The organism is Campylobacter sp. RM16190 (genome assembly GCF_012978835.1).
GTDB lineage: Bacteria > Campylobacterota > Campylobacteria > Campylobacterales > Campylobacteraceae > Campylobacter_A.
The window spans coordinates 77,366-104,121 of the sequence record NZ_LIWS01000006.1; the positions used below are offsets into that span (position 1 = coordinate 77,366).

Below are 26,756 nucleotides of genomic sequence, written 5' to 3' on the forward strand. Positions count from 1 at the left end.
TTTATTTATTGGTTTTTGAACCAAGCAAATTTATAAATCCAAACATAAAGAGACTCAAAACAACCAAAATCAAGCTCAAAATAAGCGCGCGCTCGTTTTCTCCGTCATAAACTGCGTTAAATATAGCAAGCGAGATGGTGTCGGTTTTGCCTACGATATTTCCACCTAGCATCAAAGTGATACCGACCTCCCCAAGTCCTCTTGCAAGTGCGAGGATAAGAGCTGAAACAACGCTCCTAAAGATGTTTGGTATCATGATAAAAAGCGCGATTTCAAATTTATTTTTACCAAGGCTCTGCCCTGCTTCAATGAGGCTCTTTGGAAAGCTCTCAAGCACGCTTGCAACGGGCTTAACCAAAAGCGGAAGTCCTGCCAAAAAAGAAGCCACAACAAGAGCGCTAAAGCTAAAAACTATCTGCAAATTTAGCATTTGACCCAAAAATGAGTTTCGCCCCAGCAAATAAAGCAGCAAAAAGCCAGTGGCGATAGGCGGAAATATAAGCGGAAACATCACAACCGCTTCAAAGACCGCTTTAAATTTGCCCTTGTAAAAGGCTAAAAAATAAGCTATCGGAAGCCCGATAAATACGAAGAAAATGAAGGTTATACAAAGCGTCTTTGCGCTTAAGATAAGCGGATGAACGAGCCAATTAAGGCTCGCAAGATCACTTAAGTCCAAATTTGGCAAAAATCTCCTTTGAACGCTCGGTCTTTAACTCATCTATAAATTTACCGCAGTCTGCGTGTTTGTCGCACGCTGCAAGCTTAGCTGCGCTTATAAAAACAGGGCTATAAAGGCTCTCGTCTACATAGATAACCGAGCCAAATTCGCCTCTTCCAGCTTCTGCTTCGGTTGAGTTGATAAAGCCTGCATCAACTTCGTTGTTTAGCACGTAAGCCACCACTTGAGGCACGCCTGCAACTGCAAGCATTTTTGAGCCGACATCTTTTTCTAAATTTGAATTTTTAAGAAATTCTGTCGTGCGGATACCGTAAATCGCCTTTTTAGCATCAGGCATCGCGATTCGCTCGAATTTCACGATATCTTTGATATCATTTATCGTCTTTCCTTTTGGTGTCACAAGAGCCAAAGTGCCTTTTCCTAGGCGCTCATAGCCCTTTATCTCAAGTCCGCTTTTGTTTAAAAACGCCTCATCGCCCACTATCACAGCCATCTTGCCTTCTGCGGCTTGGATAGTGATCTGCTTGATGTTTGCAAAGGCACCTTCTACATTTACGCCTTCTTTTTTAAGATTTTCAATAACCGCAGTAACCGGCTTTTTATATCCGCCACCGGCACCTACGAGTAAATTTTCCGCACCGAGTGCAAAAACCGCAATCAGGCTTAGAAGAGCTATCTTTTTCATTCTGTTTTTCCTTTTATCAAAATAATATTCAGCGATAATATAAAATATAATCTTATATACTAATTAAAACGCATTTTTCTAAAATTTTTATAGTAATTCTATATATTTTTATATTTTATAAAATTTAAATCCATCCAGCCTGCACAAATGATGATAAAATACAAAAAAGGAAAAGCATGAAGATAGCGATAAACGGACTTAGCGGTTTTGTAGGCGGTTACGTAAGTAAATTTTTAGCAAGCAAAGGCTATGAGATAGTGCCTATAAAAAGAGCTTTATATAACGATACTCAAAGGCTCAAAGAAGCCATTGAAAGTGCCGATGTCATCATAAATTTGGCAGGTGCAAACATCTCTAAAAAATGGAGCGAAGAGTATAAAAAAGAGCTTTATTCAAGCAGGATTAACACAACTAAAAATTTAGTAAAAGCCATGAGCCTTCTAAAAAATCCGCCAAAAATTTTCATCTCAACTTCGGCTGTCGGCATATATAAAAGCGGCGAGGAACACGACGAAAGCTCGGATAGATACGACGAGGGATTTTTAGGAAGGCTTGCCAAAGAGTGGGAAAATGAGGCATATAAGGCAAAAGAATTTGGCGTTAAAACCGTGATATTTCGCCTTAGTGTAGTGCTTGGTAATGGCGGCGCGTTAGAAAAAATGCTTCCGATTTTTAAATTTGGTCTTGGCGGGATCTTAGGAGACGGCAAGCAGGGATTTTCATGGATAGTCATAAAGGATCTTGCAAGAGCGTATGAATTTGTGATAAACAGCCAAAAAGAGGGCGTTTATAACCTATCTTCGCCAAATCCCGTAACAAATAAAATTTTTACCGCCTCACTCGCCAAAGCGCTAAATCGCCCAGCCTTTTTCAAAGTGCCAAATTTCGCACTCAAGCTTAAATTTGGTGAAGGAGCCGTGATACTGCTTGAAGGACACAAGGTCTATCCTGCAAATTTGCTTGCACAAGGATTTAAATTCGAGTATGAAAATATAAGCGACGCTCTGGAAAATTTGATTTGCTAGAGCGAATTTAACGATAGCTAAAAGAAGTTGTGATAAAATCCAAAGAAACCAAAAAGGAAGTTATAAATGGGTCTAAAAAGCGATAGATGGATACGAAAAAAAAGCCTAGAAGAGCGCATGATAGTGCCTTTTTGCGAGGAGCAAGTAGGCAAAGGTGTCGTAAGCTACGGAGTTAGTAGCTACGGGTATGACATAAGAGTCGGAAATGAGTTTAAAATTTTTACAAATGTCGGCGGCACGGTCGTAGATCCAAAGAATTTCGACGAAAAAAACGTAGTTGATTTTGTTGGCGATGTATGTATAGTTCCGCCAAATTCTTTTGCGCTTGCTCGCACGGTCGAGTATTTTAATATGCCTGATAACGTGCTAGCCATCTGCCTTGGCAAGAGCACCTACGCTCGCTGCGGTATCATCGTGAACGTAACGCCGTTTGAGCCGGGGTTTAAGGGACATATTACGATTGAAATTTCAAACACAACCCCGCTTCCGGCTAAAATTTACGCAAACGAAGGCATAGCGCAAGTTTTATTTTTAGAAGGCGATGAGCCGTGCGAAGTGACATACGCCGATAAAAAGGGTAAATATCAAGCTCAAGAAGGCATAACGCTACCTAGAATTTTAAAATAAATTTTGGCTTTAAAAGCAGGTTTTAAATTTTAAGTTAAAAGTGTAGTTTAGCTGATAAAAACCGCCAGATGAGCTAAATTTTGGTATATATTTTGCTTAAGCTTTATAAAATAAACTTTTTAGGAAATAAAGATGTTTAACGGAAAAAATATTTTAATCACCGGCGGAACAGGAAGCTTCGGTAAGAAATACACCGAAATTTTGCTTAAGAATTTTAAGCCAAAAAGGCTAATTATCTACTCAAGAGACGAGCTTAAGCAATACGAAATGGCTCAAGTTTTTAAAAATCCCGCAATGAGATATTTTATCGGCGACGTGCGAGATGAAAAGAGGCTTAAAACCGCGATGGACGGGGTTGATTTTGTCATTCACGCAGCCGCGATGAAGCACGTTCCCATAGCCGAATATAACCCGATGGAGTGCATCAAAACAAATATCAACGGCGCTCAAAACGTCATTGACGCAGCCTTTGCTTGCGGAGTAAATAAAGTGATCGCACTATCAACGGACAAAGCGTGCAATCCTGTAAATTTATACGGAGCGACCAAGCTTGCTAGCGATAAGCTATTTGTCGCGGCAAACAACATAGCAGGCAGTAAAAAAACTCGCTTTAGCGTCGTAAGATACGGCAATGTCGTCGGCTCTCGAGGCTCGGTAGTGCCGTTATTTAAAAGACTCATTCAAGAAGGCGCAAAAGAGCTTCCTATAACGCATGAGCAGATGACGAGATTTTGGATCACTCTTGAGCAAGGAGTAAATTTCGTTCTTAAAAATTTCGAGCGCATGAAGGGTGGAGAAATTTTCATACCTAAAATTCCTTCAATGACCATGCTTGATCTTGCACGCGCCCTTGCGCCTGAGCTTAAAGTCAAAATCATAGGCATAAGGCCGGGAGAGAAAATGCATGAAGTGATGGTTGGAAAAGACGATGCGCACCTAACCTACGAATTTAGCGACCACTACGTGATAAGCCCGTCCATTCAGTTTGCGACTATACAAGACTTTTCGACAAATGCGCTTGGCGAAAGAGGCAAACTTGTAGAAGACGGGTTTGAATACAGCTCAAATACTAATAAGATTTGGCTTGATAAAGAGGGTCTTTTGGAGATGATAAATGATAGCTTATAGCAAGCAACAGATCACAAATAGCGATATAGCAGCCGTTTGTGAAGCTATGCAAGCGGAAATTTTAACAGGCGGAGATAAGGTGGCTCAATTTGAAGCGGCCATTTGCGAATATGTCGGAGTAAAACACGCAGTAGTAATGAATTCGGCAACTTCTGCGCTTCACGTCGGATATCTTGCTCTTGGCGTCAAGGAAAACGATGAGGTTATAACTACGCCTTTAACCTTTGCGGCAACGGCAAACGCAGCTCTTATGGTCGGCGCAAAAGTGAAATTTTGCGATATAAAATTTGACGGAAATATAAACGAAAACAAACTTTCTGAGCTCATCACCTCAAAAACAAAGGTCATAACTCCTGTTGATTTTGGCGGAAACGGCGTAAATATAATAGAAATTATGAAAATAGCTCGCGCAAAAGGCATAAAAGTGCTTGATGACGCCTCACATGCGCTTGGTAGCACCATAGAAGGAGTTAAAGTAGGCTGCCATGCGGACGCAAGCGTGTTTAGCTTCCATGCGATTAAGCCTATCACTACTTTTGAGGGCGGTGCGCTTGTAACAAACGACGACGAGATAGCCAAAAAAGCGCGTCTGTATAGAAGTCACGGAATTTCTAAAACCGAACTTTGGCACAGCGATATGAGCCTGCTTGGATACAACTACCGCCTAAGCGACGTAGCTTGCGCGCTTGGGCTAAATCAGCTTAAAAGGCTTGATGAGATGATAGCTGTGCGAGAGAGTATAGCGCAGTTTTACGACGAAAGATTTGAGAAAAATCCATACTTTAGCACTATAAAAATTCCTCAAAACAAAAAAAGCTCGCGTCATCTTTATCCGATCTTGCTTTTTAGCAATCTTTGGAATTCAAAAGAAGAAATTTTTAAAGAGCTTCATTTAAGAGGTGTCGGCGTGCAAGTGCATTATAAACCGACTTATCAGTTTAGCTTTTATACCAAGCTTTACGGAGAGATCGAGCTAAAGACGGCGGAGGATTTTTACAAAGCCGAACTTAGTTTGCCGTGCCACCAGAGCATGAGCATGGATGACGCAAAATTCGTAGCCGATACTCTGCTTGAGGTGCTTAGCGAATTTTCAAATCAAAGGCGCGATATATGAATCTTTGCGTCATACCTGCTCGCGGCGGAAGCAAGCGGATACCGCATAAAAACATCAAAGACTTTGCGGGCTTGCCGCTCATTGCTCACAGTATAAAAAGTGCACTAAATTCGGGCATTTTTGACGAAGTAATAGTAAGTACAGACGATGAAGATATCGCAAGAATTTCGCTTAAATTCGGCGCAAAAGTGCCGTTCATGCGAGAAGCCAATTTAAGTGATGACTTTGCGACTACAAGCGATGTCATGAAAGACGCCTGCCTTAAAATGGGCGAAAATTTTAAAAACGTCTGTTGCCTTTATGCTACGGCTCCGCTTTTAACGGCTGAAATTTTGCGTGAGGCTTACGATAAATTTCAAGATAATAAGTGTGAGTTTTTATTTTCCGCTTGCGAATTTAGCTTTCCTATCCAGCGTGCAATCAGGCTTGATGAAAAAGGCGCGGTAAATATGTTTTATCCGCAACATCTAAGCACTCGCTCGCAAGATTTAGAAAGAGCGTATCACGACGCAGGACAGTTTTATTTCGCAAAACGCGAGGCGTGGCTTGCGCAAAAGCCGATATTTGCGGCACATTCCAGAGCATTTATCCTGCCAAGACACTTGGTATGTGATATTGACACGCTTGCAGATTTTGAGTTCGCACAAAAACTTTATAGAATCAATCATGAGCTTTGAAAAACTTGCAAATTTAAAAACACTGATAAGAGCCGATAGCTCCGTAACTATCGGACACGGACACATCAGGCGAGATCTTGTTCTTGCAAAAAAATTCAAAGACATCAGCTTTGCTTGCATAAATTTTGAAGGCTCGCTCATAAACGAGATAAATTCCCCTGTTTTTACTCTTAAAACAAACGATTTAGATGAGCTAATAAGTCTTATAAACGATCATAAATTTGAACTTCTTGTCATTGATCACTACGGCATTAACTACGAAGATGAAAAGACGATAAAAGAGGCTACGGGAGTTAAAATTTTAAGCTTTGACGATGAGTATAAGCGCCATTTTTGCGATATTTTATTAAACGTAAACATATTTGCCAATGCTAAAAAATATGAAAATTTACTGCCTCCCGCTTGTGAAATTTGGTGCGGGCAAGAATTTATGCTGGTAAGAGATGAATTTTATCAAGAAAAAAAGATAAAAAGAGAGAAAATTTATGACGTTTTTATCGCACTTGGCGGAACAGATATACAAAATTTGAGTGCAAATTTAGCGCTTAAACTACTTGAAAAAAATTTAAAAATCGTCCTTGTTACAACAAGTGCAAATGCAAATTTAAACGCGCTTAAAAAGCTTGAGAAAAGCTATAAAAACCTAACTCTTTTTACCGACTCAAATCAAATCGCAAGGCTAATGAACGAGAGTAAAGAACTTATAATTTCAGCAAGTTCTCTTATAAATGAAGCGCTTGTTTTGGGCGCAAATTTCAGTGCGGTTATGGTTGTAAACAATCAAAAACAGATGTATAAATGGCTTATAGAAAACGGATATAAAGCCTATACAAGCGAGGAGATATGATCCGTCTTATAAATTTTACCGAGCTTACAAAAGAGCAAAAGATGATGGTTTTTGATTGGCGAAACGATGAGCGAGTAGCGAAATTTATGCGCTCAAAAAATATAAACTTAAACGAGCATCTTAAATTTATCAAAAACTTAAAAACCGCACATGATAAAATTTACTTTTTGGTAAAGGAAAATGACGAATTTATCGGTGTGATCGACTTTATAAACATAAGCGATGAGGAGTGTGAATTCGGACTTTATGCAAATCCGAATTTAAAAAATCAAGGCGTAAAATTAATGCAAATTATAATTAACTATGCGTTTAGCGAGCTAAAGGTTTTTAGGCTCAATTCATGCGCTTATAATTTCAATGAAAAAGCCATTGCGCTTTATGAAAAATTTGGCTTTGAAATTTATGATAAAGATGATCAAATGAGCTATCTAAGGCTTACAAAAGCGAATTTACAAGGCAAAACAATATGAAAATAGGAAATTTTGATACAGATAAAAGCGTATTTATCATCGCCGAACTCTCAGCCAACCACTCAGGAAGCTTGGAGACAGCGATTCAAACCATAAAAGCAGCCAAACGCGCCGGAGCCGATGCGATAAAGTTACAAACATATACTGCCGATAGTCTTACGCTAGATTCTCAAAAAGAAGACTTTATGATACGAGGCGGGCTTTGGGACGGGAGAAATTTATACGAACTTTACGAGCAAGCTATGACTCCCAGAGAGTGGCACGAGCAGCTTTTTAACACTGCGCATAAGGAGGGCTTGATCTGCTTTTCAAGCCCGTTTTGCAAAGACGATGTGGATTTTTTAGAGCAATTTAACCCACCCGCTTATAAAATCGCCAGCTTTGAAGCGGTTGATTATGATTTTGTAGAGTATGTGGCTCGAAAAAACAGACCGCTTATTATCTCAACCGGCATTGCCACGCGCGATGAGATATCAGAGATAGTGCAAATTTGTAAAAATACGGGCAATAACGAAATCGCTCTTTTAAAATGCACTTCAAGCTACCCTGCTAGGTTAGATGAGATGAATTTGCTAAATATACCTTATATGAAAGATGAATTTGGCGTGCAAATAGGCTTTAGCGATCATACTTTAGGTATCGTTGCGCCCGTTGTAGCGGTAAGCTTGGGAGCACGCATAGTTGAAAAGCATTTTATACTAAATAAAGACGTAAAAAGCGTAGATGACGCTTTTTCGCTTGATGAGACAGAATTTGCGCAAATGGCAAAAGCAGTGCGAGATGCTGAAGCCTTGCTTGGTAAAAAGCAGTTTATCTCAGGTGGCGAAAGCCGTAAATTTGCTCGCTCGCTTTATGCAAGCAAAGATATAAAAGCGGGAGAAATTTTTAGCGATGATAACGTAAAAAGCGTGCGTCCAAGCTATGGGCTTCATCCTAAATTTAAAAAAGAGTTGATAGGAAAAACGGCAAAAAGAGATATAGAATTTGGCGAAGCGATAAAACAAGAGGATCTATAAAAAAGGAGAAAAAATGGGCAAAAAGATAGACAAAAAAGAGAAAATAGACACAAGTCATTTAAGCACAAAAGAGGCTAAGAATAAAGCCGATAGTCAAGCAGAGCAGATACAAAACCCTATCTTTGAAAGAAACCTTCAAGCGTTATTTCAGCAAGATGAAATTCTAGCCGCTAGGCTCTTTGCTATGGGTGCTCAAGACAAATACGAGGTTTTTATAGGAAAAGACCCTCTTGATATAAACATAATTGATAGCAAAAGCTTTAAATACATATACGAAAATCCCGTAAAAGACACGCACGATATGCTTGAAAGTCTTGAAAAACAGTATAAGCGCTATCCGATTATGTATTTTTACGGACTTGGCAACGGAATTTTATATAAAGCTCTACTTTGCAATGAAACACACAAAAGAATAGTCGTAGTTGAGCCAGAGCTAGAAATAATTTATATCGTGTTAAATTTAATAGATCTATCAAACGAATTTGCTAACGAGCGACTAACTCTGTTTTATTCGGAATTTGCAAACTATTCACAGTTTTATTATCTAGTAGCTAAAAGCGAATTCAATATGTATGCTAAGCTTTACGATTTGCATATACATACGACTTTTTATGACTTCTTCGCAGATGATTATAAAAGAATAAATCAAGAGTTTACAAAAGCAATATCACAAATGGTAGTAAGCAACGGAAATAGTATAGATGATATGCTTATCGGAGTAAAGCACCATATAGAGAATTTGCCTGCCATGATAACAGGATACTCTTATGTCGATCTTGTTAAAAAGCGCTACAAACTAATGGATACAGCCATAGTTGTATCGACAGGACCCAGTCTTGATAAACAGCTTGCAACGCTTAAAAAATTCGCTCCATACGTCACGGTCATCAGCCTTGATGCCTCTTATCCTATACTATTAAAGCATGGCATAAAGCCCGATTACGTAACATCTATCGAAAGAGTTGTAGCAACTTCAAGCTTTTTTAAAAAACGATACCGAAAATTTGATAAAGATATATATTTTATAGTCGCTTCACTAACTCACAAGCAAACTATAAAAAATATATTGCCACGAAGACTTACTCTAACCATGAGACCTCAAACAAGTGAGCTTGTATTCAACTTAAAAGACTACGGATATCTTGGCATAGGACATTCCACTGCCAACCAAGCTTACCAACTGGCCTATGCACTAGGACATAAAAATATAGTATTGATAGGTCAGGACTTAGCCTTTGCTCCTGATGGCAAATCACACGCAACAGGTCATGCATTTGCTCAAGCAGAAGAGCACCTGTATACCAAAGCTTATGGCGGAGAAGGCGAGGTAAGAACTACTTATATATGGGACAAATTTAAAAACCAATTTGAAAAAGATATAGAAGAGTGTGGCAAAGAAGACATTGTCACATACAATTGCACCGAAGGCGGAGCTAGAATAGAAGGCGCTATTGAAAAGCCGTTTTTAGAAGTGATGAGTAAGCTTTGCAAAGATAAAAAAATTAAAGATTTTCCAAACATAAATGAAGTTAAAGAAAAAAGAGCAAATAAGTATCTTATGCAAGCATATAAAACGATATCTCAAAAAATAAAAACCCAAGAGTTTGTAAAAAGCAAAGTTGAAGAAGTATTTTTAAAAATAGCTCCACAAATAGATAGCATTATAAAGCTACGAGATGAACATAAAGTTAGCGAGAATCTATTTTCTAAATTAATTAAAATTTCAAATCAAATAGACAAAACAAAAGACATAATAACCAAAGTAAAATACCAAAAATATCTCGAAAATATAATATCTATATCTATCTATTATCAAGAATTAGAGCTCGCCAAGATCGCAGTTGCGCCAAGTGACACCACCATAGAGAAAGTAAACAAACTTATCGAATGGGTTGAAATTCACAAGTATTGGCTATTTTCTGTTGCAGGCGGATTAAATGCCGATATAGAGACCACCAAAAAAGCTTCAAGAAATTTAATAAAAGAGCTTAAAAAACGTGGATTGATCGAAAAATCAGATTTTAGTAAAGCAAAAGAAAATTTTAAATTTCAAATATGATAAAAATCTTAAGCCTAATTGACTAGGCTTAAGATTTTGAGTTTTAACAACTAAGCTATCTTAACACATTACAAGAAAGCCTTAAGTCGGAAAGCTTAAGGCTGGATATTTTAGAATTAATCCTGCACTGCTTATAAATCTAAAGCTCTTTGCAGGGCTTTAAGTAACATTTTTCCAGCTCCGTAAAAGCCATTAAGGCTTTTACTTCGCGTAGAAACGTTTTAATACTACTGAAGTAGTCTTAAAACGTTTTGTTGAACAGCGTTAGCTTGACTCATAGCATAACTTCCTGATTGAGCTAGGATGTTAAATTTAGAGAAGTTAGCTGATTCAGCAGCGAAATCAACATCCCTTATTTGAGACTCTGCTGATTTTACGTTTACTTGAGTAACTGTTATATTATTAACTGTTGCTATTAATTGATTTTGAACAGAACCTAGGTCAGAGCGGATGAAGTCAAGTGTACGTTGAGCAGACTCGGCTATATCCATAACCGCCATCGCACCTCTTAGAGTCATTACGCCTGCAGATTGAGCCGATGTCATTACGGCACTGGTCATTCTTTGAAAGCCCATAGCGGCTGCTAGTTGAGGATCTATCTGACCTTTGATATCTCTTAGTGAAACAGAAGCTTGATTACCTCCGTCACCTGTTTTACCGCCAGCAGTAGTAGAGCTGAATGCTACTGAAAATTTACCAGTACTATCAGCAGATTTTATTTTTATATCTCTACCGTCTAGGCGAACTAAATTTATCCTACCCAGAAACATACCTTTATCTACATCCACAACTCCAGCCACTTTTTCTGAAAAACCAAGGCTTTTAACTACTGCTTTCTCTGCTCCTACACCACCAGATATTCTTATGGCACGACCCTCTCGACTTGTTAAAACTAGTTTGCCTTCGGTATCTACAGAAGCTTCAACACCTGTTTGATCTTTTACCTTATTTATTGCATTTACAAGAGTTCCATTAGAGTCTCCTGCCAAGATATCAAGGTCGCCTATTTTGACACCATTTATATTAAGAGACTTTATTGATCCTGCTGTTATTGCTTTTGCAGCTATCATAGTAACGTCAAATGTTGCTCTAACTCCTGTTCTATCGGCTACCTTATTGATATTTTCAGCCAATACTCCTACACCTTTTCCAAGACCGTACGATAAGACAGCAGCCGCTACTTTTACGTTATTTACTCCATCAACATTTAGAAATGTAAGACTAACTGCTCCTTTTGCTGTAACAGATAGTAGCTTTGAGCTCTCAAATCTTGTTAAGCCGATCTTGTCTGATGTTGTAGCACCGATACTTGCTTTAACAGTTTGGTTTGAGTAAGCACCGATTTGGAACTCTTTGTTAGAGAATGTTCCGTTAAGCAGTTGCTGACCGTTGAAAGATGTTGTATTACCTATATTATCAAGTTCCTCCATAAGGCGAACGATATCGGCTTGAAGTGCTTGGCGAGACTGGGTTGTTTGTCCGTCTTGAGCTGATTGAGTAGCTTTAACTTTAATAGTCTCAAGAATTTTTAGCTGCTCATCCATAGCCTTATCTGCAACCTGGATGATACCGATGGCATCGTTTCCGTTTGCTATAGCTTGACCTAGAGAGCTTGCTTGTGCTCTAAGGCTATCTGCGATAGCAAGACCTGAAGCATCGTCTGCTGCTGTTTGGATTCTTAAGCCTGAGCTTAATCTACCAAGAGAGTTAGATAACATTCTATTGTTACCGACTGCGTTTGCATGTGTGTTAAGAGCGTTTACGTTAGTGTTAATGCGAAAACTCATTTTAAATCCTTTTAATTTTTAGTTACGACATCTTGTCGCACAAAAACTATATCGTGCGTTTTAAAAAAAAGTTTATAGCGGTTGAGAGAAAAATTTAAATTTTATTTTTGTATATTTTTTTTGATACAATTACTTCAAAATTTATAAAAGGTATATATTGATGAAAAACTTAATCATCGTAGAGTCGCCCGCCAAGGCAAAGACGATAAAAAATTTTTTAGGTAAAGACTACGATGTAATCGCTTCTAAAGGCCACATAAGAGACCTTCCTAAAACAACATTTGGCATAAAGATAGAAGATGACAAATTCACTCCCGAGTATAAAGTAAGCGCCGATCACTCCAAAGTCGTAAAAGAGATAAAAGAGCTTGCCAAAAGCGCAGATCAAGTCTATCTAGCAACTGATGAAGATAGAGAGGGAGAGGCTATAGCCTATCATATCGCAATGGCAATAGGCAAAAAGCCAGAAAGCTTGCCTAGAATAGTCTTTCACGAGATAACAAAGAGCGCTATCGATGTTGCGCTTAAAAACCCTCGCACAATAAATATGGATAGCGTAAATGCCCAACAAGCTCGCAGACTGCTTGACCGCATAGTGGGCTATAAACTCTCTCCGCTTTTAAATTTAAAAATTCAAAAAGGACTAAGCGCAGGACGCGTGCAAAGTGCGGCTTTAAAGATAATAGTTGACCGCGAGCGTGAAATTAAGGCGTTTAAACCTATAGAATACTACACGATAGACACGAAATTTAAAAAAGATTTAGAAGCCGAACTCATTAAATTTGAAAACCAAAAAATAGAAAAACTAACCATAACCAATCCCGACCGAGCAAAATACATAGTAGAAAATTTAAAAAGCGACAAATTTAAAATTCGCGAAATCGAAAGTAAAGAGCGCAAAACCGAGCCTCAACCTCCATTCATGACTTCAACACTTCAGCAAAGCGCAAGTAATCGCCTTGGCTTTAGCCCTAAAAAAACTATGATGATAGCACAAAATTTATACGAGGGCGTTGAGACTCACGAAGGCTTTATGGGTGCGATAACATACATGAGAACCGATAGCTTAAATTTAGCCAAAGAAGCGGTTGAAGCCGCAAGAGAGATTATTAAAAGCGAATACGGAGAGAAATACCTGCCAAGCAAGGCTAAAATTTACGCTACCAAAAGCAAAGGCGCACAAGAAGCTCACGAGGCGATACGTCCTACAAATTTAAGCTTTACTCCCGAAATCGCGGCTAAATTTTTAGAAAAAGACGCGCTTAAGCTTTATACTCTAATATATAACCGCTTTTTGGCATGTCAAATGAGCGCAAGTGTGAGCCAAACACAAAATGTCTTTGTAGAAGGAAGCAAAGGCGAATTTAAAATAAGCGGACGAAAGGTGCTATTTGACGGATTTTATAAAGCTTATGGGGATTTAGATAAGGATAAAATTTTGCCAAATTTAAATATCGGCGATGAAATGAGCTTGCAAAGTATATCAAGCAGCCAGCACTTTACCGAGCCGCCAAGCCGCTACTCTGAAGCCGGACTTGTCAAAAAGCTTGAAAGCCTTGGAATCGGACGCCCAAGCACCTATGCGCCGACCATCTCACTTCTAACCTCTCGAGACTACGTGAGAGTGGAAAAAAAGCAGCTCATACCAAACGAGATAGCATTTACTATGATGGGTGTGCTTGAAGAGCATTTTAGCGATATAGTAGATAGCGAATTTACCTCGGTTATGGAAGAAAAGCTTGACAGCGTGGCTGAGGATAAGATTGATTGGCAAAAGCTTTTAAGCGAATTTTACTATCCATTCATGGAAAAAATCTCAAGCGGCAAAACAAACATAAAGAGCCAAAAAGTAGCAACTCCGATCGGCGAAAAATGCCCTGAATGCGGTGGCGATTTACTTCTTAGAAAAGGGCGATTTGGTGAATTTATAGCTTGCGGAAATTTCCCAAAATGCAAATACTCACGCAATATTAAAAGCGAAAAAGAAGCCTTAGGCACAGAATCGCAAGATGCACCAAAGCCAAAAAAAGAGCTAAAAAAGATAGATGTGCCATGTCCAAAATGCGGAGGCGATATCGTAGAGAGAATAAGCAAGCGAGGTAAATTTTATGGATGCTCTAACTATCCTAAATGCAATTTCGTCTCAAACTACGAACCAGTAGCCGATAAATGCGTTGAGTGTGGCGGAGATATGATCAAAAAAGAGCTAAAAAAAGGAACGTTTCACGAGTGCACTAAGTGTAAGCAAAAGGTGCAGATAGAGGGCTAACTCCATTCTATCCACCTTTAAACCGTTTTAGCTAAAGCTATTAACAAGGGGATAAAATGGTAAAAATAGGTCTAATAAGCGATACTCATTTTAGACCGGAAATCGCACGTGAAGCGATTGAGATATTAAAAGGGCACGAAGTAAATTTGATCCTTCATGCCGGAGATATCGTTGAGCTTGAGACGCTAAAGGATCTAAAAAACTCAAATTTGCCTTATGCAGCGGTTTTGGGCAACAATGACTACCATTTGGCTAAATTTAAAGAGGAATTCGAACTATTTAACGAACCTCATATATTTAACTTTGAAAATCTAACAATCAAGCTCATGCACCATCCTAAATTTCTATCTGCAAATACCGATATAATCGTCTTTGGGCACACTCATAGTTTTACAGCGGTGTTAAACAATGATTCTCTTTTCATAAATCCGGGTGAAATTTGCGGACGTAAATATGGGAATTTTACTTTTGCCCTACTTTGCTGTCAAGATAAAAATTTCCAAGTTTTTAAATTTATAAAAACTCCTCAAGATGAAAAATTTAATGAGATTGAAGTAAATTTGGGCTAAATTTATATCTTCAATTCAAAGCCGGTTTAAATTTGATTTTGTATAATTGCTGGCTATTTTAAACTAAAATCCCTTATTTACGAGGAATAAAATATGAAAACAATAATGTTATGCGCTATTTGCTCCGTTAGCTCTGGAAACTGTTCAGAGGATTGCGGCTACTGCACGCAAAGTGCTAAAATAAAAACCGACATAGAAATTTACTCATTAAAATCTACGGAGCAGGTAGTCGCCGAGGCAAAAATGGCAGCCAAAAATCATGCATTAGGTTTTTGTCTGGTCACATCAGGCAGAGGACTTGGCAAGCTTGAAGGAAAAAAGGTCGAATTTATAGCTCGCACGGCAAGACAAATTAAAAAAGAGATTCCAGGACTAATGATTATAGCTTGCAACGGAGAAGCTAGCTACGAGGCGTTAAAAGAGATAAAAGATGCAGGAGTTTTTAGCTACAACCACAACTTAGAAACATCTCGCGAATTTTTTCCTAAAATTTGCACGACTCACAGTTGGGATGATAGATTTCAAACAAATTTAAATGCAAAAAGAGCCGGTCTTATGCTTTGCACGGGCGGAATTTACGGACTTGGAGAGAGTAACGAGGATAGAATTAGCTTTAGAAACAGCCTAAAAGAGCTTGAGCCATTTTCAAGCCCTATAAATTTCTTTATCCCACACCCCGCCCTACCAGTAAAACAACCTATGCTAAGCGTGCAAGAAGCCTTAAAAATAGTACGAGATACTAAAGAAGCTCTGCCTAATACTCGCATAATGATAGCTGGCGGAAGGGAGAAAATTTTAGGTGATAGACAATACGAGGTCTTTGATCATGGTGCCGAAGCCTTAGTCATAGGAGACTACCTAACAACCAAGGGTGAAATAGCAAGTCGCGACATAGAAGAGCTTAAAAAAAGAGGGTTTAAATTCGCCTCAATCTGCCACTGAAATTTCTTTTAATAAGTCAAAAGCCGAACTTAAAACCATCAAATTTAAGTTTGGCTCATTAATAAAAACATAACCGACCTTAAGATATAATTTTTGTTTTTTAAGCTTAATATTTAAACACAAGGTGATTTGGTTTTGCAAACAGACGGAGCAAGCGGACTTAGCATACTTATTGTTTTAGCATTTATCATATTTACATCACCATATTTTTCAAAAATTCTAAGAATTCCAATCGCTCCTATTGAGATTATTTTAGGCTCTATAGCAGGTTATCTAGGACTAATAGGATATAACGACATCTTTCATATAGTTAGCGAAGTAGGATTTTTTTATCTTATGTTTCTTGCGGGCACAGAAGTCGATCTTAAGCTCTTTTTTACTATCGACAAAAAGATTTTAAAAGCCGGAATTGTCTATATTTTGATACTATACCTGCTCTCGGCACTTCTTACCTTTGGATTTGATTTAAACAGATTGTTTATTTTAATTATCCCTATTATGGCAGTCGGCATGATATTTACACTCTTTAAAGAGTACGGCAGAGAAGAAGAGTGGCTAAATATAGGCATGCTAATAGCCTCCATAGGAGAGGTTATTAGCATCATCTTGCTTACATTTGTGGGCGCTTATATGAAATTTGGAGCAGGTAGTGAGCTACTATTTTCTATCATATATTTAGTAGGATTTTTAATATTTAGTATGATAGGATTTAAAATTTTAAATGTTCTATTCTGGTGGTATCCTCAACTTAAAGTGATCTTAATGCCGTATTACGATAACTCAGAAAGAGATATTAGGCTCTGTATGGCACTATTTTTCAGCATAATCGCTTTGATGCTCTATCTAAATTTAGAGATAGCGTTTGGCGCATTTGTCGCAGGAACCTTTATCGCATCGTTTTTTGATCACAAAAAAGACCTGCCTCACAAGCTTGCAAGCTTTGGTTTTGGCTTTTTAGTACCTACATTCTTCGTATACATCGGATCTACGTTTAAATTAAATGCCTTTATGATAGATGGGGTGGTAAAAGATGCGGCTTTGATAGTAGGAGTAATGATAGGATTTAGGATTATTTCTAGCTTTGTATTTTTAAATATCTTAGGCTTTAAAAAAATGATACTTTATGCACTATCTCACTCTATGCCGCTTACTCTTCTCATAGCTGTTGCTACCATAGCTCACAAGTCAAACAATATCAGTGAAAATTTTTATTTCTCTTTCATACTAGCAAGTCTAACTCAGGCTATAATAGTCACCATAGGTATTAAAATTATTATGGGTTATAAAAATAAAAGTTTAAAAACGTAAACCAAAGGAGCCAGGATGTCAAATACAGTTACGCTTACCGACAACAGAAACGGCAAGAGCTACGAATTTCCGATTTTACAAGGCACAATGGGGCCAGATGTCATAGATATATCGACATTTTTTACAGATACGGGCATGTTTACTTTTGACCGCGGATACACCTCAACCGCGATGTGTCGCTCATCTATCACCTACATAGACGGGCTTAAAGGCGAGCTTATGCACCGCGGATATGACATAGCATATCTTGCCGAAAACAAGACATTTTTAGATGTTGCTTACCTGCTTTTAAACAAAGAGCTTCCAAACGAAAAAGAGTATGATGATTTTAGGCTTGAGCTTAAAAAGCGCTCGTTTATACACGAAGGCATGCTTAAAATTTTTGACGCTTTTCCTAGCAAGGCTCACCCTATGGCGATCTTGCAAGCTAGCGTTTCTGCGCTTAGTGCGTTTTATTTTGACCATCTTAACATGGATAAACCAGAAGAATACCACGAAATGGCTATGCGCATAATCGCCAAAATCCCTACCATAGCAGCATTTAGCTACCGCTACTCTCGCGGACTTCCGATCATTTATCCAAATTTAGACCGCGGCTTTACGGAAAATTTCCTCTACATGATGAGAAGCTATCCATATGAGCATGTGGATCTAAAACCTATCGAAGTAAAGGCGCTTGATACTGTATTTATGCTGCATGCCGATCACGAGCAAAACGCTTCAACCACGACCGTTCGCACGGTTGGCTCAACTCACGCCCACCCTTACGCTTGCATATCAGCAGGTATCGGAGCGCTTTGGGGCTGGGCGCACGGCGGAGCAAACGAAGGCGTCATACGCCAGCTTGAGGAGATAGGCTCGGTCGCAAATGTAGAAAAATACATCGCTCGCGCAAAAGACAAAAACGATCCATTTAGACTCATGGGCTTTGGTCACCGTGTCTATAAGAATTTCGACCCGCGCGCAAGAGTGCTTAAAAAGATGTGCGATCAGCTGTTTGATGAGATCGGTATCAATACCGAGCTTTTAAAAATCGCCAAAAAGATCGAAGAGATCGCGCTTCAAGATGAGTATTTCATCTCACGCAACCTCTATCCGAACGTGGATTTTTACTCCGGTCTTATCTTAAAGGCACTGTCTATACCAAATGATATGTTTGCTGTTATTTTCGTTATCGGAAGAACTCCGGGCTGGATAAGTCAGTGGATAGAGCTAAAAGAGCAAGATACGATTAAGATAGTTCGCCCTAGACAGCTTTATATCGGAGAGACAAATCGAACGCCGAAGTGATTTTTAAACCTGCGCAAAGCACAGCAACTTATAACGTCGCCCTAGGCGGGGGTTAAAGGGGGCGTAGCGGGCCTCGTAACTCTGAGCAACCGCCCCCCCCCCTTTGATAAAAATCAAAGTGGGCAAAGTTTAAATTTTTAAGCTGATTGCCTTATGCCATATCTATAAATTTGGATTAAAATGAAAGACCTGAATTTTTTACTTGAACTAGCCAAAAGCGCCGCCTTTGAGGGCGGAAAAGAGATTTTGAAATTTTATCAAAGTAGCGAAATTTTAATGCCTATTAATAAAAAAGATGAGGCACGCGCTTACGAAATTTACATAAAGCCCGACAAATCGCCTGTAACCCAAGCGGACTTAGCCTCAAACGATAAAATTTTTGAAATTTTAAGCAAAAGCGGCTTGCCTATTTGCTCGGAAGAGAAAATTTTAGATGAAAACGCAAGCGAATTTTGGCTCATCGATCCACTTGACGGCACAAATGACTTTATAAGCGGAGTTGGTGAATTTTGCGTATGTATCGCGCTTATTCAAAACTATCGCCCTATTCTTGGAGTGATTTACGTGCCTATCTCAAATGAAATTTATTTTGCCGCAAAAGGTCTTGGCACACATTATGAAAAGCTTAAGAATTTTAGCTCTATTCAAGATCAGATCGCTTCATTTTCAAAGCAAAATTTAGCAAACAAATCCCAAAAACGAATAGCTATAAGCAGATACGGCAAAAACAAAATTCCGCTTCTACTCAGCCAAAAGCTAAATTTAGAGCCTCTTCACTTAAGCTCGGCTATCAAATTTTGCAAAATCGCTGAGGGTATGGCTGAAATTTACGCTAGATTTAGCCCAAGTTCTATCTGGGATAATGCAGCAGGCGAAGTTATAGCTAGCGAAGCGGGTGCCGTGATGATAGATCTAAAAACTCAAAATCCACCGCTTTATCAAACTTCAAATTTAAAAAGCAATGAATTTGTCGTTATCTCAAAAGAGTTTTTAGACCAAAAAGATGAAATTTTAGCTTTTATAAAAGAGCAAATTTAACCAAGTCAAAACTGTGCGAGTTTATTAAGCCTCATCAAATTTAATACGCGGATTTATCTTTAGCTCGCTAAATTTCACAAACTCTTTTTTCAGGTATTTTTCACGCCCTGCTCTAGCTATCATGGCAGCATTATCAGAACAAAATTTAAGCGGTGCAAGCAGAAGCTCACACTCAAATTTAGAGCATAAATTTTCGATTCTTGAGCGTAAATTTAGATTTGCACTTGCGCCTCCAACCACACCAAAACGTTTAAATTTTCGCTCTTTAAAAACTTTTTCAAGCTTATTCATAATGTGCTTGCAAGCGGCATTTTCAAAGGCGTAGCAGATGTCGCTGATATCTTGCTCGCTTAAATTTCCGCTCTCTTTTAGCTTTTCTATCTCGACTCTAACCTGATTTTTAAGCCCAGAAAAGCTATATGCCATGCGAGGATCTCCAAGAAGCGGCACGGTAAAGCTAAATCTTTCCTTGCCGTTTTTAGCCGCTTTTTCGACCTCTGCACCACCCGGATAGCCAAGATCAAGCATCTTAGCAACCTTATCAAAGCTCTCGCCAAAGCTATCGTCCATAGTCGAAGCAAGCAGCTTGATATCACCCTTTTCATCTATATCAAGTATCATAGTATGTCCGCCACTAACAAGCATCACCCCAAGCGGGAAGCGTGCCTCGCTTTCTAAAAATAGCGAGTAGATGTGTCCGATAAGGTGATTTACGGCTATTAAAGGCACATTTAGCGAGATACTAAGCGCCTTTGCCATGCTAACTCCGCCCACCAAGCTTACGGTAAGCCCCGGCTCGTTTGTCACGGCGATAGCCTTGATGTCCTTGAAATTTGGCCTTATCTCTTCAAGCAGCTTCGGCAAAGCGGCGGTATGAAGCCTGGCGGCAAGCTCAGGCACCACTCCGCCAAATTTCGAATGCTGCTCGTCTTGAGAAATTTTTTTATGGTAGATAAGCTTTAAGCTTTTGATGTCAAGCAAAGCAACAGAGCTATCGTCACAACTGCTTTCGATACCTAAAATCACCGTTAAAATCCTTCATAATGTTTGGTTTTTGGCAGCACTAAATTTAATACTATGCCGACTACCGCTCCAAGACCAACGCCTGAAAAGCTAACCAGACCAAAGTCAAGCAGCATTCCGCCGATAGCACAAACAAAAATAAGCGCTACGATTATCATATTTCTTGGCTCTGCCAAATCGACATTATGCTTGATAAGCGTCTCAATACCCACAGAAGCGATGATACCAAAAAGTAGTAGCATAATACCACCTACAACAGGAGTCGGGATAGTGGCAAGCACTGCGCCAAGTTTGCCTACAAAGGCAAGCAGTATTGCAGTAATCGCAGCAAATGTCATAATAGCCGGGTTGTAAGCTTTAGTGATGCTAACAGCTCCAGTAACTTCAGAGTAGGTAGTGTTTGGAGGTCCACCAAAGCAAGCCGCAAGGCTTGTGGCAAGCCCGTCACCAAGAAGGGTGTTTTTAAGCCCAGGGTTTTCTAAGAAATTTTCTTTAGTGACGTTGCTGATGGCAAGCATATCGCCGATGTGCTCGATAGCAGGCGCAATAGCGATAGGAATCATATAAATAATAGGCTCAAATTCAAACGTAGGTGCGGTGAAATTTGGTATCCTAAACCAAGCGGATTCAAAAATCGGAGTAAAATTTACCATGCCCATAAAAAAAGATACGATATATCCCACGACAATTCCAAATAAAATCGGAATCAATCTAAACATCCCTTTGGCAAACATCATCACGCAAATAGTCGCAATCAATGATATAAACGCTACTATCATCGCCTCATTTTGAGTATACATAGCCTCATTTCCCTTGCCCATAGCCATATTAACAGCCGCAGGTGATAGAATAAGTCCTATAGTTACAATCACCGGCCCAACAACTACAGGAGGAAGCAGTTTATGCAAAAACGACTCCCCTTTAAATCTAACCAAAAGACTTAAAATCACATAGAAAAATCCCGCAAATACTATGCCGCCCATAGTAGCGGAAATCCCCCATTTTTCGATACTAAAAGTAATGGGAGCAATAAAAGCGAAACTAGAAGCCAAAAAGATCGGCGGCACATTTTTGCGTGTAACAAACTGAAAAAGCAAGGTTCCAATACCCGCCGTAAAAAGCGCCACAGAGGTATCAAGCCCCGTTAAAATCGGCACTAAAACGAGCGCGCCAAACGCCACGAATAAAAACTGAACACCTATTAGGCTGTCTTTTAGTCTAAATTTATATCCCTCATACCTATTTTCCATTCAATTCCTTTTGCTAAGCTCTTTTTGCGTCCAAATTTCAACCTCTTTATCAACTTCAAAAACATCATCTAAATTTGAAATTTTGATATCTTGAAATTTCTTAACGCCAGATAAAGTTACCCTTGAAATATCTAAAAATCCACACTCGCCTTTTAAAAATTTATAGACACAACTCTCATTGGCTCTATTTACAACTACACCTAAATCAGGATTATTAAGAAGCTGCTCTTTAAGCGCAAAAATCGGATATTTTTTCAAATTTATCTTATGAAATTTGATGTTTTTAAGTGCGAGCAGATCTAAACTTGCAGTGATTTGCGAACCTAAATCCCGTTTATTTAAAATAGCATGCGCTATCGCTAAACTCATATCGGTTTTTGAAAGGTGCGCGCTAGTTGAGCCGTCTTTAAACGCCACAAGTGCGTGTATCATCGACGTTGGCTCGATCACCGCGTCTATCTTATCCGTGCCAAAGAGCCAAAAGGCTTCCAAAACCTCAAAGAGCTTATTTGCCATCGTGGCACTATCTATCGTGATTTTAGCTCCCATATCCCAGTTTGGATGCTTTAGCGCGTCTTTTGCCTTTACATTTTTTAGCGCTTTTATAGGCGTTTTATAAAACGCTCCTCCGCTTGCCGTTATGATGAGTCTATCAACAGGAGTTTTATTTTCAAGTAGAAATTTAAGCCCGAAGTGCTCGCTATCTATCGGATTTATCGCTTTTGTGTCTAAAAATTTACCACCTACAACAAGGCTTTCTTTATTTGCAAGAGCTAGTTTTTTGCCTAAATTTTGGATTTTAACACTCGGAGCAAGCCCTGCAAAGCCCACAAGAGAGTTTATCACAAGATTGGATTTGCAGGCTTCAAGCATATCTAAGATGCCTTTTTCTCCTACAAAAACTTGCTTATGTTTAACAAATTTGGCTAACTTTTCATCATTTATACAGACAAATTTGGGATTAAATTTTAAAATTTGCTCGTTTAAAAGCTCGTAGTTTGAGTTGCAACTAAGCGCTTCAACTTCTATATCGAATTTAGCAGCCAAATTTAGGCTGGTTTTGCCTATGGAACCGGTTGATCCTAAGACTACCACGAAAGCATCCAAAGCATCGCAACTACGCCAAACAGATACCCGTCTATCCTATCAAGCATTCCGCCGTGTCCTGGAAATATATCTCCGCTATCTTTTACACCGGCATTTCGCTTTAAATAGCTCTCAAACAGATCTCCCCACACTCCAAATGCCGCTACAAAAAGGCTTGTAAGCAGGCTATGCAAAATATCTTCAGTAACAAAATACCCAAAAAAAGCACCTACGAAAGAACCCACAAAAATTCCACCGGCTACACCCTCCCAAGTCTTATTTGGAGAGGTTGGACTAAAGGCTCTTTTGCCGTAAAATTTGCCTATAAAGTAGGCTCCGCTATCGCAGGCGACGACTGTTAAAATCATCCAAGCAAGATATGCGATGCCAAATTCTGAATAGAGCATCCAAATAAGAAATATTGGCGTCATTGGATATAAAAAAGGTAAAACCGATCTTAGGCTCTCGCTTTTAAAATGTGCCAATACGCTAAGTACCAACAAAACACTTAAAATCGCTATAAATACCGGGTTTGAAAATGGAGCCAGAAGATAAAAAATCATAGCTATTATGACCAAAGCCTTCTCTTTTAATCCATAAAGCTTTTCGCTTTCTACAAATGAAAAGAATAAAACAATGCCTAAAATTATGAAATTTAAAAGATAGCTATCTATGATAAAAATAGCTAAAACCGCCAGAAATAATGCAACTCCTGTGATTATACGTGTTTTCATGGGTTTCCTTTAATTGGAAATTCTATAAAAACTTTGCTTATATTTTAATATCTAAGATCGGTCTTTCCTCTTCATCCTCGATATTGCCATCATCATCAGTCTCTTTATCGCTTAAATTTTTTTGTTCCCCATCATCAAAAACACTCTCTTCTTGATCGCTTTTGGATTTTTCATGCTGATGTTGCGGATCTATCCTGTATGTCTCCTCGGTCGGGCGCACTTGCGCAACCTCTTCGTTTTTTTCGTCATTTAGAGTCATTGCGGCCAAATTTTGTAAATCAAATCTATTTTGCACCTCGGCCTGTTTATTTGAGACGATATTCATATTTTGGTTGATAAAAATAGTATTTCCGATAGGCGTTACAGGCATTTTATCTCCTTTTACTCTTTTACTACTACTATCGTCTTAAAATCTGTATAGTTTACATTAGCACCCTCATTCATCTTGACATTTGCCCTTTTTGTATAATCCACTTCGTAATTTCCGGCTCCATTTACGCTAAATTCCACACAAAGCTTAGCTGCGAATCTTAAAACTTCCTCGCTAGGCGACATTTTTGCCGTTTTGATTATAACGTGAGCCGAGGCAATATCTTTTAAATGAAGCCATACGTCATCTTTTTTGGCGCTTTTTAAAAGAGCTATATTGCCTTTCTCGTTTCTGCCAACCAAGATTTTATAATCACTTATGAAAAAGCTCTCAACTCCATCACTATTATCATCTTTTTGCTTTGATTGAGTCTTTTTAGGATATAAAATTTCAAGTTCGCTTAATGTCTTCGCATTTTGTATCAAATTTAGCAAATTTTGATAAAAGCTTAATTTTTCCTCTAAATTTGCCCTCTCATTTATTATGCCGATTGATTTTTGTTTAAGTCTTTTTGATTTTGCAAAAAATAAATTTGCACTGTTTTTCGGGGTGTCCGGGATAGAAAATTTTAGGCTTTGTCCGCTAAAATCGATTAAATTTAACTCTCTGTCAAAATCTTTTAAATGATGTAAATTTGCTAAGATTATAGTTGCATTTTTACTTAAAATTTCACTTTGGTTTGCTAACTCATCTGAGCTTTCAAGAGCGCTTATGCTCTCTTTTAAAGATTCTGTTTTTTTTATAATTTGAGCCGATTTTATATCTTTTAAATTTGCTAAATTTTTACTGCTAAACTTATCAAATTCATCTTTGAAAAACTGCTCAAAGTCACTTATTTTATCAACCTCTTTTTCCTTTATCTCTATTGGTTCAAGCTGGACTAAAACTTTGCCTGGTTTTACCTGCCTTAAACTATTTTCAATATGTCTTAAAGCCTCGATTATAACGCCATTTTCATCGGTTATTATCGCGTTTGTAAAACGTCCGGTAAATTCCAAAAAAAGATGATTTGTAACACTCTTATATGAGCCCTCCTGAACGCAAACAAACTCTAAAATTCTATTACTTTCAAGAGTTTTTACACTTAAAATTTTAGAGTTTGAAAATCTTTTTTTTAGAGCTATATCAAATGGAGCTTTGTATTCTTTTATAGCGATAAAATCGTCATTTGAGTAGATAGACGAGGATGATTTGCTAAGGTCAAAAAATAGAGCAAATTTAGAATCAAACTGTATCAAAATAGCCATATCCGAGGCTCTTTTGATACCTGTAATTTTTCTAAATTTAGCCAAATATGTTTCAATCTGTTTTAAATATGCGTATTTCATAGCCGTCATTATACGAAAAATTAGCAAAATTTTGATAAAATCGGGCAAATTTTAAGTTGTGATATAAACAACAGACACAATATCTTTAGCCAAATTTAAAGAGATTACTTAAAAGGAATCCCATGAAACAAACTATCACTGAAAAAATTTTCTCAGATCACTTAGGGCGCGAGGTATCGGCCGGAGAGATCATAGAGTCAAAAATAGATATGGTTATCGGCAACGACATAACAACACCGATTTCTATCAAACAATTCGAAAGAAGCGGAGCAAAAAAAATGGCAAATCCTGACGGATTTTGTATCGTCATGGATCACTATATCCCTGCTAAAGATATTTTAAGCGCAAATCAGGCCAAAATTTCACGAGAATTCGCCTATAAACACGATCTAAAAAACTATTTTGACGAGAAAGATATGGGTATAGAGCACGCCCTACTTCCTGAAAAGGGCCTTGTAGTCCCAGGAGATGTGATCATCGGAGCGGATTCTCACACCTGTACTCACGGTGCACTCGGGGCATTTTCTACAGGTATGGGCTCAACAGATCTAGCTTATGCGATGATAACAGGCAAAAATTGGTTTAAAGTGCCACCAACTATAAAAGTAATTTTTAAAGGCAAGCTTGGCGCACACGTTTATGGTAAAGACCTAATCCTTGAAATAATCCGCCGTATAGGTGTAGATGGAGCTCTATATAAGGCTCTTGAATTTAGCGGAGAGGTTATAGATAACCTTGATATGGATGGGCGCTTTTCTATGTGTAATATGGCAATAGAAGCCGGTGGAAAAAGCGGAATAATAGCCGTAGATGAGACTACAAAGGAGTTTTTAAAAGATAAAACTATGCGCGCCGAGCCAAAATTTTTCTATTCCGATGACGGCGCAAAATATGAGCAAATAATAGAAATAGACGTGACAAATCTTGATCCTATTATAGCATATCCTTTTTTACCGAGCAATGGAAAGAGTGTAAGAGAGGCGGTCAAAGATGATCTGGCAATAGATCAGGCATTTATCGGCTCTTGCACAAACGGTAGATTGAGCGATCTTAGGATAGCTGCTGAAATTTTAAAAGGCAGAAAGGTGGCTAGAAGAACAAGGCTCATAATCACGCCGGCAACACAAAAAATAGCTCTGCAAGCCCAAAAAGAAGGACTTATGGACATCTTCGTAGAGGCAGGAGCCGTCGTTAGCAATCCTACATGCGGAGCGTGCCTAGGAGGATATATGGGAATTTTGGGTGTTGGAGAAAGATGCGTAAGCACCACAAATAGAAATTTTGTAGGTAGAATGGGTGATAGAACCAGCGAGGTATATTTAGCCAATTCGGCTGTAGCAGCAGCTTCAGCAGTGGCAGGAAAGATAGCTGATCCAAGGGATTTATAACACACTATTTCGTGAGCAGATTTAAAATTTATCATAAATTTTTA

Annotated in this window: 25 protein-coding genes; 16 read left to right on the forward strand and 9 right to left on the reverse strand. The window is 38.6% G+C overall.

Annotated features, from left to right (window positions below; genetic code table 11):
- Position 1: 1 nt before the first annotated feature.
- Both CDOM16190_RS07670 and modA read right to left on the reverse strand, forming a co-directional pair.
- On the reverse strand, positions 2 to 688 hold the full coding sequence (locus CDOM16190_RS07670; protein ID WP_249934146.1) for a molybdate ABC transporter permease subunit: 687 nt from the start codon (positions 686 to 688) through the stop codon (positions 2 to 4).
- Positions 666 to 1,367 carry a molybdate ABC transporter substrate-binding protein gene (modA, locus tag CDOM16190_RS07675; RefSeq protein ID WP_170019828.1) on the reverse strand — a complete coding sequence of 234 codons (702 nt, stop codon included), beginning with the start codon at positions 1,365 to 1,367 and terminating at the stop codon, positions 666 to 668. Before modA ends, CDOM16190_RS07670 begins: the two co-directional genes overlap by 23 nt.
- Positions 1,368 to 1,543: 176 nt before the next feature.
- Here modA and CDOM16190_RS07680 point away from each other — a divergent pair, with 176 nt between their 5' ends.
- From CDOM16190_RS07680 to CDOM16190_RS07720, 9 genes are all read left to right on the forward strand, one after another.
- Positions 1,544 to 2,392 carry a TIGR01777 family oxidoreductase gene (locus CDOM16190_RS07680; RefSeq protein ID WP_170019830.1) on the forward strand — a complete coding sequence of 283 codons (849 nt, stop codon included), beginning with the start codon at positions 1,544 to 1,546 and terminating at the stop codon, positions 2,390 to 2,392.
- Positions 2,393 to 2,458: 66 nt separating this feature from the next.
- A complete protein-coding gene (gene dcd / locus CDOM16190_RS07685; RefSeq protein ID WP_169941100.1) occupies positions 2,459 to 3,019 on the forward strand; it encodes a dCTP deaminase in 561 nt (186 codons plus the stop codon).
- Between the two features lie 132 nt (positions 3,020 to 3,151).
- The gene (gene pseB, locus CDOM16190_RS07690; RefSeq protein ID WP_170019832.1) at positions 3,152 to 4,147 is read left to right on the forward strand and encodes a UDP-N-acetylglucosamine 4,6-dehydratase (inverting); all 996 of its coding nucleotides are present in this window, start codon (positions 3,152 to 3,154) and stop codon (positions 4,145 to 4,147) included.
- Positions 4,134 to 5,261 carry a UDP-4-amino-4,6-dideoxy-N-acetyl-beta-L-altrosamine transaminase gene (pseC, locus tag CDOM16190_RS07695; protein ID WP_170019834.1) on the forward strand — a complete coding sequence of 376 codons (1,128 nt, stop codon included), beginning with the start codon at positions 4,134 to 4,136 and terminating at the stop codon, positions 5,259 to 5,261. The genes pseB and pseC overlap by 14 nt, the downstream gene beginning before the upstream one ends.
- Entirely contained in the window at positions 5,258 to 5,938 is a 681-nt protein-coding gene (gene pseF / locus CDOM16190_RS07700; RefSeq protein ID WP_170019836.1) for a pseudaminic acid cytidylyltransferase, read from the forward strand. The genes pseC and pseF overlap by 4 nt, the downstream gene beginning before the upstream one ends.
- The gene (gene pseG, locus CDOM16190_RS07705; RefSeq protein WP_170019838.1) at positions 5,928 to 6,785 is read left to right on the forward strand and encodes a UDP-2,4-diacetamido-2,4,6-trideoxy-beta-L-altropyranose hydrolase; all 858 of its coding nucleotides are present in this window, start codon (positions 5,928 to 5,930) and stop codon (positions 6,783 to 6,785) included. The genes pseF and pseG overlap by 11 nt, the downstream gene beginning before the upstream one ends.
- Positions 6,782 to 7,255, forward strand: a complete 474-nt coding sequence (gene pseH / locus CDOM16190_RS07710; protein WP_170019840.1) for a UDP-4-amino-4,6-dideoxy-N-acetyl-beta-L-altrosamine N-acetyltransferase — start codon at positions 6,782 to 6,784, stop codon at positions 7,253 to 7,255. The genes pseG and pseH overlap by 4 nt, the downstream gene beginning before the upstream one ends.
- Positions 7,252 to 8,271 carry a pseudaminic acid synthase gene (gene pseI, locus CDOM16190_RS07715; RefSeq protein WP_170019842.1) on the forward strand — a complete coding sequence of 340 codons (1,020 nt, stop codon included), beginning with the start codon at positions 7,252 to 7,254 and terminating at the stop codon, positions 8,269 to 8,271. The genes pseH and pseI overlap by 4 nt, the downstream gene beginning before the upstream one ends.
- Before the next feature lie 13 nt (positions 8,272 to 8,284).
- Positions 8,285 to 10,330: a motility associated factor glycosyltransferase family protein gene (locus CDOM16190_RS07720; protein WP_170019851.1), complete on the forward strand. Its 2,046-nt coding sequence runs from the start codon at positions 8,285 to 8,287 to the stop codon at positions 10,328 to 10,330.
- Between the two features lie 227 nt (positions 10,331 to 10,557).
- Here the strand turns inward: CDOM16190_RS07720 and CDOM16190_RS07725 are convergent, their stop codons facing one another.
- Positions 10,558 to 12,117 carry a flagellin B gene (locus CDOM16190_RS07725; protein WP_170019853.1) on the reverse strand — a complete coding sequence of 520 codons (1,560 nt, stop codon included), beginning with the start codon at positions 12,115 to 12,117 and terminating at the stop codon, positions 10,558 to 10,560.
- Between the two features lie 157 nt (positions 12,118 to 12,274).
- Here CDOM16190_RS07725 and topA point away from each other — a divergent pair, with 157 nt between their 5' ends.
- The 6 genes from topA (at position 12,275) to CDOM16190_RS07755 (ending at position 19,533) form a co-directional block, all read left to right on the forward strand.
- On the forward strand, positions 12,275 to 14,386 hold the full coding sequence (topA, locus tag CDOM16190_RS07730) for a type I DNA topoisomerase (protein WP_502707518.1): 2,112 nt from the start codon (positions 12,275 to 12,277) through the stop codon (positions 14,384 to 14,386).
- Between the two features lie 56 nt (positions 14,387 to 14,442).
- Positions 14,443 to 14,955, forward strand: coding sequence for a YfcE family phosphodiesterase (locus CDOM16190_RS07735; protein WP_170019857.1), 513 nt, complete (start codon positions 14,443 to 14,445; stop codon positions 14,953 to 14,955).
- 93 nt (positions 14,956 to 15,048) lie between these two features.
- The gene (locus CDOM16190_RS07740) at positions 15,049 to 15,897 is read left to right on the forward strand and encodes a biotin synthase (RefSeq protein ID WP_170019859.1); all 849 of its coding nucleotides are present in this window, start codon (positions 15,049 to 15,051) and stop codon (positions 15,895 to 15,897) included.
- Positions 15,898 to 16,032: 135 nt separating this feature from the next.
- A complete protein-coding gene (locus CDOM16190_RS07745) occupies positions 16,033 to 17,205 on the forward strand; it encodes a cation:proton antiporter (protein WP_170000823.1) in 1,173 nt (390 codons plus the stop codon).
- 15 nt (positions 17,206 to 17,220) lie between these two features.
- Positions 17,221 to 18,495 carry a citrate synthase gene (locus CDOM16190_RS07750; protein ID WP_169975468.1) on the forward strand — a complete coding sequence of 425 codons (1,275 nt, stop codon included), beginning with the start codon at positions 17,221 to 17,223 and terminating at the stop codon, positions 18,493 to 18,495.
- A 180-nt stretch (positions 18,496 to 18,675) separates the two neighbouring features.
- Positions 18,676 to 19,533 carry a 3'(2'),5'-bisphosphate nucleotidase CysQ family protein gene (locus tag CDOM16190_RS07755; protein WP_170019861.1) on the forward strand — a complete coding sequence of 286 codons (858 nt, stop codon included), beginning with the start codon at positions 18,676 to 18,678 and terminating at the stop codon, positions 19,531 to 19,533.
- 24 nt (positions 19,534 to 19,557) lie between these two features.
- Here the strand turns inward: CDOM16190_RS07755 and tsaD are convergent, their stop codons facing one another.
- The 6 genes from tsaD to CDOM16190_RS07785 are packed head-to-tail and all read right to left on the reverse strand — an operon-like array spanning position 19,558 to position 25,324.
- A complete protein-coding gene (gene tsaD, locus CDOM16190_RS07760) occupies positions 19,558 to 20,559 on the reverse strand; it encodes a tRNA (adenosine(37)-N6)-threonylcarbamoyltransferase complex transferase subunit TsaD (protein WP_170019863.1) in 1,002 nt (333 codons plus the stop codon).
- Between the two features lie 2 nt (positions 20,560 to 20,561).
- Positions 20,562 to 21,806, reverse strand: a complete 1,245-nt coding sequence (locus CDOM16190_RS07765) for a uracil-xanthine permease family protein (RefSeq protein ID WP_170019865.1) — start codon at positions 21,804 to 21,806, stop codon at positions 20,562 to 20,564.
- A complete protein-coding gene (gene dxr, locus CDOM16190_RS07770) occupies positions 21,807 to 22,901 on the reverse strand; it encodes a 1-deoxy-D-xylulose-5-phosphate reductoisomerase (RefSeq protein ID WP_170019867.1) in 1,095 nt (364 codons plus the stop codon). It lies immediately after the preceding gene.
- Positions 22,895 to 23,626 (reverse strand): phosphatidate cytidylyltransferase, encoded by a 732-nt coding sequence (locus CDOM16190_RS07775; protein WP_170019869.1) that lies wholly within the window; start codon positions 23,624 to 23,626, stop codon positions 22,895 to 22,897. Before CDOM16190_RS07775 ends, dxr begins: the two co-directional genes overlap by 7 nt.
- Positions 23,627 to 23,663: 37 nt before the next feature.
- Positions 23,664 to 23,996 carry a hypothetical protein gene (locus CDOM16190_RS07780; RefSeq protein WP_170019871.1) on the reverse strand — a complete coding sequence of 111 codons (333 nt, stop codon included), beginning with the start codon at positions 23,994 to 23,996 and terminating at the stop codon, positions 23,664 to 23,666.
- Between the two features lie 11 nt (positions 23,997 to 24,007).
- On the reverse strand, positions 24,008 to 25,324 hold the full coding sequence (locus CDOM16190_RS07785) for an NFACT RNA binding domain-containing protein (RefSeq protein ID WP_170019873.1): 1,317 nt from the start codon (positions 25,322 to 25,324) through the stop codon (positions 24,008 to 24,010).
- A gap of 122 nt (positions 25,325 to 25,446) precedes the next feature.
- On the opposite strand from CDOM16190_RS07785, the gene leuC reads away from it, so the two are divergent.
- Entirely contained in the window at positions 25,447 to 26,712 is a 1,266-nt protein-coding gene (gene leuC, locus CDOM16190_RS07790) for a 3-isopropylmalate dehydratase large subunit (RefSeq protein WP_170019875.1), read from the forward strand.
- Positions 26,713 to 26,756 lie beyond the last annotated feature (44 nt).